Below are 8,915 nucleotides of genomic sequence, written 5' to 3' on the forward strand. Positions count from 1 at the left end.
ACAGGCGGGATCGGATCAGAGCGTGCGTATCAAGCGCACCGCGACCGCGGCCCACGGCGGGTTGCTGACGACCTGTTGCCGCTGCCCGGCGCCGAGCGGGAGCAAGTGGAGCTTTTCGCCGTCGACGTTGAGCAGGCGCGCAAAGAAGAAGCGGCCGGCCGGGCGCGGGACGAGCAGGTCGCGGTTGAGCGCCTGCGCCCAGTCATCCTCTATCCGGCGGCACCAGATTTCGTCGCCCGCGCGATAGTCGCCGATCGACGAGGTGACGCGCACTGCCACCATATCCTCGCCCGGTCGCGCGGTCAGCGCCTGTTCGGGGCGCGTCGGCGCGTGCGCGCCGTCGGCGCCGAGCAGCGCGGTGATGGTCAGCTGCGCGTCCTGCGGCAACCGCACCAGTTCGGCGGCGTCGACGCCGAGCGCCGCGGCAATGCGGTTCATCCAGCCGAGCGACAGCGTCCGCGTCCCGGTTTCGAGACGGCCGATCGTCTGCGCGGTCGTCGGCGGATCGCAGCGCCGCGCAACCTCTTCGAGCGTCAACCCCTTGGCGCGGCGGACGGTTCGGATGCTGTTGATCACGACCCTTGCCTTTCTGTAACCAAATCGGTTTTTTCTTTCCTACATAATCATCCAATGTCAAGCCGCGTCTCCTTCACAAGGAGACCGATATGACTGCACGCCGCCTCGAATCGCGTATCCATCCCGACGACCGGATCGATCCGGGCAAGACGGGGCCGCAGGTGATGCGGCATGTGACCGTCAATGTCGCCGAAAGTCCGATCGCCTGGCTTGCCTCGCGCGGGCTGCTCACCCCGGCGCAATTGCTGGCGGGCGAGCGGTTGCGCGCCGATTATGAGCGCGCGGGGCTGGCGGCGCGGGTGACGATGCGCTGGGACGCGGCGCCGCCGGGCAAGCGCCGCGGCGGCGCACGCGCGGCCGATGCGTCGCTGGCGCGGATCGACGCGCACCGGCGCTTTCACGGCGCGCTCGACGCGGCGGGGCCGGGGCTTGCCGACATTTGCTGGCGCGTGATCTGCGCCGGCGAGGGGATCGGCGGCGCCGAAAAGGCGCTGGGATGGCCCGCGCGGTCGGGCAAGCTGGTGCTGGGGCTGGCGCTCGACCGCCTCGCGCGCTTTTATGGCACGGGGTAGCGGGGTTGTTTGGGGGAATGGAGTCCCTCCGCGAAGGGGAGGGGCTTTGTCATGCGCATTTTGTCGCACCGCGCGATTGCCAGCCCCGCCGCGCCGTCCTATTCCCGTTGCATCCAGAAACTGAAATGCGACGGGAGATGCGCGATGACCGACCTGCCCCAAACCAACCTGACCATGCTGACCCTCGTGAAGCCGGAGGGGCAGCTCGAAGTCTCGCTCGAACGGCGGCCGATGCCCGAACCCAAACCGCATGAGCTGCTGGTGAAGATGCTCGCGGCGCCGATCAATCCGTCGGACCTGGGGCTGCTTTTCGGCGGCGCCGACATGAGCACCGCGCGCGCGTCGGAGCGGGACGGCCTGCCCGTGCTGGTCGCCGATGTGCCGCCCGCGGGAATGCGCGCGATGGCGGGGCGCGTGGGCGAGGCGATGGCGATCGGCAACGAAGGCTGCGGCATCGTCGTCGCGGCGGGCGCGTCGGCGGAGGCGCAGGCGCTGATCGGCAAGACGGTCGCGGTGCTGGGCGGCGAGATGTATGCCGAATATCGCTGCCTTCCCGTGCAGATGGCGATGCCGCTGCCCGATGGCACCGATCCCAGGGACGGCGCCTCCTGCTTCGTCAACCCGCTCACCAGCCTGGCCTTTACCGAAACGATGCGGATGGAGGGGCACAGCGCGATCGTCCACACCGCCGCGGCGTCGAACCTGGGGCAGATGCTCGTCAAGATTTGCGCGAAGGACGGCATCCCGCTGGTCAACATTGTGCGCAGCGACGCGCAGGTCGCGCTGCTGAAAGGCATCGGCGCGCGATATGTCGTCAACAGCAGCGCCGACGATTTCATGGACCGGCTGATCGACGCGGTCGCCGAAACGCGCGCGACGATCGGTTTCGACGCGACGGGCGGCGGCAAGCTGGCGGGGCAGATTTTGACCGCGATGGAGGCGGCGGCGGTGCGGCGCATGACGACATACAGCCGCTATGGCTCCGACACGTTCAAGCAGGTCTATATCTATGGCGCGCTCGACCTGTCGCCGACGAGCTTTTCGGCGCGTAGTTTCGGCCTGACCTGGGCGCTCGGCGGCTTTTTGCTGACGCCGTTCCTGGCGAAGGCGGGCGCCGAAGTCGTGGGGCGGATGCGCCAGCGCGTCGTCGACGAGCTGACGACGACCTTCAAAAGCCATTACAGCCACGAAATCTCGCTGACCGAGGCGCTGGATGTCGCGACCGCGCAGGCCTATAATGCCAAGCGGACGGGCGAGAAATATCTGATCCGCCCGCACGGATAAGGCAAAGGGCCCACCGGCGGCGGCCGGTGAGCCCCTGATTTCGGGAATGGGGGCCGGTGAACGGGGCGCCTGTGGCGACCGGCCCTTGGCTGTCCTATGGCGCGAGGATCGCGACGGTCAGGTACAGCAGCAGCGGCAGGCCGAAGCCCAGAAGCGTCAGGGCGACAAAGGCGACGCGCGTCCACAAGACATCGAAGCCGAAGTGGTCCGCCATCCCGGCGCACACGCCGAAAAGGATGCCGCTTTGGCGATTCTTGCGAAAACCCTGTTTCATTTCTTTCCTTTCGATCCCGGCCGGGAAGGCCGGCGTTCCTTTGTGGGGAGGTCGTCAGCCGATCAGACGATCAGCTGACCGACCTCGGCCCCATTCTGGCCGACGATGGCGAGCAGCATCACCGAGGCATAAAGCGAGGCGAAAGCGGCGAGGGCGTAGCTTTTGATGGCGTTGACGTTGAAATGGGCCATGATTTTATCCTTCTTGAACCTTCCACTCGGACCATCCGGTGGATGCCAGCAGCTATGCAGGAGGCGTGCCAACTTCATTCATCGGCGGTTAACCGCGGTTTTCGGGTTCCATAAATGATATGAGGATGCGCATTATCCCTCCAAACCGGAAAAATTGCCGGATAGCGGGAAAACTCGCCATGTCGTGTCGAGGCGCGGATGCGCGTCGACGCTGGCGTCGCCGCTTCGGCTGCGGTAGGCGCGGTCGGGCATGACGCTTGCCCGCCTTTCGCTGACCGATTTTCGCAATCACGCCGGCGCGGATCTGGCGACGGGGCCGGGGCTGGTCGCGCTGCATGGCGACAATGGCGCGGGCAAGACGAACATATTGGAGGCAATCTCGCTGCTCGCGCCGGGGCGCGGGCTGCGTCGAGCGCCGCTGGCCGACATGGTGCGCGACGGTGCCAGCGGCGGGTTTGCGGTCTTTGCCGAGGTGGCGGCGGCGGACGAGTTGCCGCCGGTGGCGCTGGGGACGGGGATCGAACCCGCGCAGCCGGGGCGGCGGATCGTCCGCATCAACGGCGCCACGGCCGCCGCGACGGCGCTGGGCGAATGGCTGGCGATATTGTGGCTGACCCCGGCGATGGACCGGCTGTTCGTCGAGACCGCGGGCAACCGGCGGCGCTTCCTCGACCGGCTCGTCCTCGCGCTCGACCCGCGCCACGCGCAGCACGGCAATCGCTATGAAGCGGCGCTGCGCGCGCGCGGCAAGCTGCTCGCCGACCTGGCGGCCGCCGATGCGGCGTGGCTCGCGAGTCTCGAGGCGCAGCTCGCCGAGCATGGTGCGGCGATGGACGCGGCCCGGCTCGATACGCTCGCCGCGCTGTCGGGCGAGCTGGCGGGGCAGCCCGACGCGCCCTTTGCGCGGCCGCTGCTCACGTTGGTCGACAGCGAAGGCAAGGAACGCGCCGCGCCGCATAGCGCCGAGGCGTTGAGGGCGCTGTTCGCCGCGCGCCGCCGGATCGATGCCGCGGCGGGCCGCGCGACGGCGGGGCCGCACCGCGACGATCTGGCGGCGGTGCACGCGGTTACGGGCCGGGCCGCTGCGCGCTGCTCGACGGGCGAGCAAAAGGCGATGCTGTTGTCGCTGGTCCTGGCGCACGGCGATTGCGTTGCGCGGCGGCGCGGGCAGCGGCCGGTGCTGCTGCTCGACGAGGTGGCGGCGCATCTCGACCCGTTGCGCCGCGCCGCGCTGTACGAACGCCTGGCGGCGCAGGGCGGGCAGGCGTGGCTGACCGGCACCGAAGCGGCGCTGTTCGACGTGATGCCGGGACCAGTGACGCGCTATCGCATCGCGGGCGGTCGGATCGCCGCGGCTTAGCGGTTCCCGCCAAAGGGCCGATGCGTGCCGCCGGCGCGCCGATATGCTATGGCTTGCGCTTCGACAAGAGCTTCTGGCGAGTCGCGCCGCCCTGTTCGGCGAGGAGCGGAAGAATGACCACGACAATCGATGAAGACCGGCTGCACAGCTTCGTCGGCAAGATGCTGGGCGATGTGGGTGGCGGGATGAGCGTGCCCACGGTGCGGCTGGGAATCCGGCTCGGGCTGTTCGATGCGCTTGCGCGAGGACCGGCGACGGCAGGCGAGCTTGCGGCGCGCGCGGGTGGGCTGCACGAACGCTATGTTCGCGAATGGGCGCTCGCGCAGGCGGCGAACGGCTATATCGACTATGATCCGCCTTCGGATCGCTTCAGCATCGCGCCCGAACAGGCGATGGTATTCGTGCACAAGGACAGTCCGGTCTATCTGGCGGGCGCGTTCGAGATCATCGCGGCGATGATCGAAGCGGAGCGCAAGGTCGAGGAGTGTTTCCGACACGGATCGGGCGTGCGTTGGGGCGATCATGCCGGTTGTCTTTTTTGCGCCACGGGCGCCTTTTTCCGGCCGGGTTATGTGAACAATATTGTCCAGGCCTGGATTCCGGCGCTCGATGGCGTTGAGGCGAAGCTCAAGAAAGGCGCGCGCGTCGCCGATGTCGGATGCGGGGTGGGCTTTTCGACGCTGCTGATGGCCGACGCCTATCCCGAGAGCGAGTTCGTCGGCTTTGACTTTCACGAACCGTCGATCGCGGAAGCGCGGCGTCACGCCGAGGGGCATGGCTATGGCGACCGGGTGCGCTTTGAAGTGGCGACGGCAAAGGAAATCGACGAGGACGGCTTTGACCTGATTACCATGTACGACTGTCTGCACGACATGGGCGATCCGCGCGGCTGTGCCCGTCATATGCGCGAGATGCTGGCGCCCGACGGATGCTGGATGATCGTCGAACCGATCGCGGGCGACCGACCGGCAGAAAATATGAACCCGGTCGGGCGGCTCTATTACAACGCCTCGACCATGATCTGCGTGCCGACGTCGCTCGATCAGGAGGTCGGCGAGGCGCTGGGCGCACAGGCGGGCGAAGCGCGGCTGTCGCAGATCGTGCGCGAGGGCGGCTTCGCCAGCGTTCGGCGCGCGACCGAGGGGCCGTTCAACATGGTGATCGAGGCGCGCTGATCAGATCGGCGACCAGTCGTCACCCTTTTCCTCGTCATCGGCATCGGGCCCCGGTTCGGGCTGGCCGATGGCCTCGAGCAATTTGTCGAGCACCGGTTCGATACCGGCGCCGCTCGCGCCCGACAGCGCCATCACCGGATGGCCGCTCGCTTCGGCGAGTTCGGCCGACAGCGCGGCGATCAGTTCGTCGTCGAGCGTATCGACCTTGTTGAGCGCGACAATCACCGGCTTGTCGATCAGGTCGGCGCCATAGGCTTCGAGCTCGTCGCGCACGATGCGGTAGCTCGTTGCGACATCCTCGTCATTGGCGTCGACAAGGTGGAGCAGCACGCGGCAGCGCTCGATATGGCCGAGAAAGCGGTCGCCGACCCCGGCGCCTTCGGCGGCGCCTGCGATCAGCCCCGGAATGTCGGCGATGACAAACTCATGCCCCTTGTGGCTGACGACGCCGAGTTGCGGGCGCAGCGTGGTAAAGGCATAGGCGCCGACCTTGGCCTGCGCATTGGTCACCGCGTTGATGAAGGTTGACTTGCCGGCGTTGGGCAGGCCGACGAGACCCGCGTCGGCAAGCAGCTTCAGCCGCAGCCACACCCACATTTCCTCGCCCGGCCAACCGGGGCCATATTGACGCGGCGCGCGGTTGGTCGACGTCTTGTAGCTGGCGTTGCCGCGCCCGCCGTCGCCGCCGCGCAGGAAATGGATGCGCTCGCCCGCTTTGGTAAGGTCGGCGAGCAGGCTGCGTTCTTCGTCGTCGGCAAGGATCTGGGTGCCGACCGGAACCTGGATGACCAGGTCGGGGCCGCCGGCGCCGGTGCGGTCGCGGCCCGCGCCGGGATTGCCGCGCTTCGCCTTGAAATGCTGCGTGTAGCGAAAGTCGATGAGCGTGTTGAGCCCGGCCACCGCTTCGAACACAATGTCGCCGCCCTTGCCGCCGTTGCCGCCGTCGGGGCCGCCATATTCGATATATTTTTCGCGCCGGAAGCTCACGGCGCCGGGGCCGCCGTCGCCCGACTTGATGAAGATCTTGGCCTGGTCCAGAAAATGCATCGCGGGCCTTTAGTCGGAAAGCGGCACTTTGGCTAGGGTGCCGCGTCCAACGCCCGGCTTGCGTTGCCGTCCGGGGCGCTTACAAGCGGCGCAAGGTCAAGAGCCATAATCGAACAAAGGGGAGTCACTTTATGTCCGACAGCCTGCTGCGTCGCAGATCGATCGTCCCTGACCGGCCGGGCGGGCAGGGGCTGGCGCGCACATTGGGCTGGCCGCACCTCATTGCGCTGGGCGTCGGCGCGATCGTCGGCACGGGCATCCTGACGCTGATCGGCGTCGGCGCCGACAAGGCGGGACCGGCGGTGATCCTGTCATTCGCCGTCGCCGGGCTGATCTGCGCCTGCGCGGCGCTCGCCTATGCCGAAATGGCGACGATGATCCCCGCGTCGGGCAGTGCCTATACCTACAGCTATGTCGTGATCGGCGAGATTATCGCCTGGGTCGTCGGGTGGAGCCTGATCCTCGAATACTCGCTGGTCGTCAGCGCGGTCGCGGTCGGCTGGTCGGGCTATGCGGCGCCGCTGCTCGAAGCATGGGTCGGCGCGCCGATGGCGCTGATGCAGGGGCCGGAGCTGGGCGGCGTCGTCAATCTGCCGGCGATTGCGATCATCGCCGCGGTGGCCGGGATGCTGCTCGTCGGCACGCGCGAAAGCGCGACGGTCAATGCGATTCTCGTGCTGGTCAAGATCGCCGCGCTTGCGGTGTTCGTCGCGGTCGCGCTGCCCGCTTTCGACGCCGCGAACCTTGAACCCTTCAGTCCCTATGGCTTTGCCAAGCATATGGGTCCCGACGGGGTCGAGCGCGGAGTGATGGCCGCTGCGGCGATCATCTTCTTTGCCTTTTACGGCTTCGACGCGATCGCGACCGCGGCCGAAGAAGCGAAGAATCCCGACCGCGACCTCAAGATCGGCATTATCGGGTCGATGCTCACCTGCGTCGCCATCTATATTGCCGTCGCGGTCGCCGCGGTGGGTGCGATCGCCTACACCCGCTTCGCCAACAGCCCCGAACCGCTTGCGCTGATCCTTCGCGAACTCGGCAGCCCGCTCGCCGCGCAATATCTGGCGGTCTCGGCGGTCATCGCCTTGCCGACGGTGATCCTCGCCTTCTTTTATGGGCAGAGCCGCATCTTCTTCACCATGGCGCGCGACGGGCTGCTCCCCGCGAGCCTCGCCAAGCTGTCGCCGCGCGGCACGCCGGTGCGCATCACCATCTTTACCGCGATCGTCGTCGCGGTGCTCGCGGGCTTCATCCCCTTGGGCGAGCTTGCCGCACTCGCCAATGCCGGAACGCTCGCGGCCTTCACCGCGGTGTCGGTGTGCATGCTGATCATGCGCCGCCGCGCTCCCGATGCCCCGCGCACCTTCCGCACGCCGTTCCCGTGGGTCGTCGGCGGCATCGCCGTGCTCGGCTGCATCTATCTTTTCTTCAGCCTGCCGTTGCAGACGCAATTCTGGTTCCTGGTCTGGAACATCGCGGGCCTTGCGGTCTATTTCCTCTATGCGCGCCGTCATGCGGTGGCGGACTGACCGGCGGCGCGTGATCACGGCGGAGCTGGCCGGACGATGATCCGTTTCGATCGCTCGCAGCAGCGGCTCGCGGCCGGTATCTCGGCGCTTGCCGGTTTTGTCGACGCGATCGGCTTTGTCGAATCGGGCGGCTATTTCGTGTCCTTTATGACCGGCAACTCGACACGCCTTGCGGTCGGCGTCGCCGAATGGACCTATGCGGGTCTGATTGCCGGTGCGATTATCCTGTTTTTCGTTGCGGGCGTTGTTGCAGGATCGCTGGTTGCCGCGGGGACCGCCGCGCGGCGGAGCGGCGCGATCCTGTTCAGCGTCGCAGCGTTGCTGGCCGGGGCGGGCGGGCTTCGGATCGCCGACCAGGTGGTTGGCGCCGTCGCTTGTCTGGCGGTCGCGATGGGGATGGTCAACGCCGCGGTCGAGGGGCGGGGCGATGCCGTGGTCGGCGTCACCTATATGACCGGCACGCTGGTACAGATCGGGCAGAAGATGGCCAATGCCGTGCGCGGTGCGGGGGACCGGCGCTGGTTGCCGCATCTGGCGCTGTGGTCGGCGCTCGTCGGCGGCGCCATCGTGGGTGCTCGCGTGACGTTATGGTCGCCGCTGGCCGCCTATGCGCTGGCGATCGTCGGCGCGGGGGTGCTCGGCGGCCACGCGTTACGGGCGGCGCGGCGCGCCTGACGACGCGGCTCGTCCCGATCAATCGAACAATTCGCTGAGGAAGCTTTTATATTTCTTCTTGTGGGGCTTGCCGTAATAGCGGTCGTCATAGCCGCGCTCGCGATAGTCCGGATCGCGATATCGTGGCGGCGGGGGCGCCGCCTGCGGCCGGGAGGGGGCGGGTGCGCTTGTGGCTTCGCTGCGCTCGATGATCTTGTCGAGTTCGCCGCGATCGAGCCAGACGCCGCGGCAT

The 8,915-nt window shown here is 67.5% G+C and carries 11 protein-coding genes; 6 read left to right on the forward strand and 5 right to left on the reverse strand.

Annotation, left to right across the window (positions count from 1 at the left end):
• Positions 1-15: 15 nt before the first annotated feature.
• Entirely contained in the window at positions 16-576 is a 561-nt protein-coding gene (locus HUW43_RS11255) for a helix-turn-helix domain-containing protein (protein ID WP_188237494.1), read from the reverse strand.
• 164 nt (positions 577-740) lie between these two features.
• Here HUW43_RS11255 and HUW43_RS11260 point away from each other — a divergent pair, with 164 nt between their 5' ends.
• Positions 741-1,148: a DUF6456 domain-containing protein gene (locus tag HUW43_RS11260; RefSeq protein ID WP_188237506.1), complete on the forward strand. Its 408-nt coding sequence runs from the start codon at positions 741-743 to the stop codon at positions 1,146-1,148.
• Between the two features lie 144 nt (positions 1,149-1,292).
• Positions 1,293-2,432 carry a zinc-binding dehydrogenase gene (locus HUW43_RS11265; RefSeq protein ID WP_188237495.1) on the forward strand — a complete coding sequence of 380 codons (1,140 nt, stop codon included), beginning with the start codon at positions 1,293-1,295 and terminating at the stop codon, positions 2,430-2,432.
• A 94-nt stretch (positions 2,433-2,526) separates the two neighbouring features.
• On the opposite strand, the gene HUW43_RS11270 is transcribed toward HUW43_RS11265, so the two are convergent.
• Both HUW43_RS11270 and HUW43_RS15875 read right to left on the reverse strand, forming a co-directional pair.
• Complete coding sequence (locus tag HUW43_RS11270) at positions 2,527-2,706, reverse strand: PspC domain-containing protein (RefSeq protein WP_120219901.1); 180 nt, start codon at positions 2,704-2,706, stop codon at positions 2,527-2,529.
• 62 nt (positions 2,707-2,768) lie between these two features.
• A complete protein-coding gene (locus HUW43_RS15875) occupies positions 2,769-2,897 on the reverse strand; it encodes a hypothetical protein (RefSeq protein ID WP_262926802.1) in 129 nt (42 codons plus the stop codon).
• A gap of 250 nt (positions 2,898-3,147) precedes the next feature.
• Between HUW43_RS15875 and recF the strand changes: the two genes are divergently transcribed.
• Positions 3,148-4,257 (forward strand): DNA replication/repair protein RecF, encoded by a 1,110-nt coding sequence (gene recF / locus HUW43_RS11275; RefSeq protein ID WP_188237496.1) that lies wholly within the window; start codon positions 3,148-3,150, stop codon positions 4,255-4,257.
• A 113-nt stretch (positions 4,258-4,370) separates the two neighbouring features.
• Complete coding sequence (locus HUW43_RS11280; RefSeq protein WP_188237497.1) at positions 4,371-5,432, forward strand: class I SAM-dependent methyltransferase; 1,062 nt, start codon at positions 4,371-4,373, stop codon at positions 5,430-5,432.
• On the opposite strand, the gene obgE is transcribed toward HUW43_RS11280, so the two are convergent.
• A complete protein-coding gene (obgE, locus tag HUW43_RS11285) occupies positions 5,433-6,479 on the reverse strand; it encodes a GTPase ObgE (protein WP_188237498.1) in 1,047 nt (348 codons plus the stop codon).
• Positions 6,480-6,610: 131 nt separating this feature from the next.
• On the opposite strand from obgE, the gene HUW43_RS11290 reads away from it, so the two are divergent.
• On the forward strand, positions 6,611-8,008 hold the full coding sequence (locus tag HUW43_RS11290; RefSeq protein ID WP_188237499.1) for an amino acid permease: 1,398 nt from the start codon (positions 6,611-6,613) through the stop codon (positions 8,006-8,008).
• A 36-nt stretch (positions 8,009-8,044) separates the two neighbouring features.
• The gene (locus HUW43_RS11295; RefSeq protein WP_188237500.1) at positions 8,045-8,683 is read left to right on the forward strand and encodes a YoaK family protein; all 639 of its coding nucleotides are present in this window, start codon (positions 8,045-8,047) and stop codon (positions 8,681-8,683) included.
• A gap of 18 nt (positions 8,684-8,701) precedes the next feature.
• Here HUW43_RS11295 and HUW43_RS11300 read toward each other — a convergent pair.
• A partial coding sequence (locus tag HUW43_RS11300) for a zf-TFIIB domain-containing protein (protein ID WP_188237501.1) occupies positions 8,702-8,915 on the reverse strand: 214 nt, incomplete at its 5' end.

The sequence above is a fragment of the Sphingopyxis sp. LK2115 genome (genome assembly GCF_014595975.1).
Classification (GTDB): Bacteria; Pseudomonadota; Alphaproteobacteria; order Sphingomonadales; family Sphingomonadaceae; genus Sphingopyxis.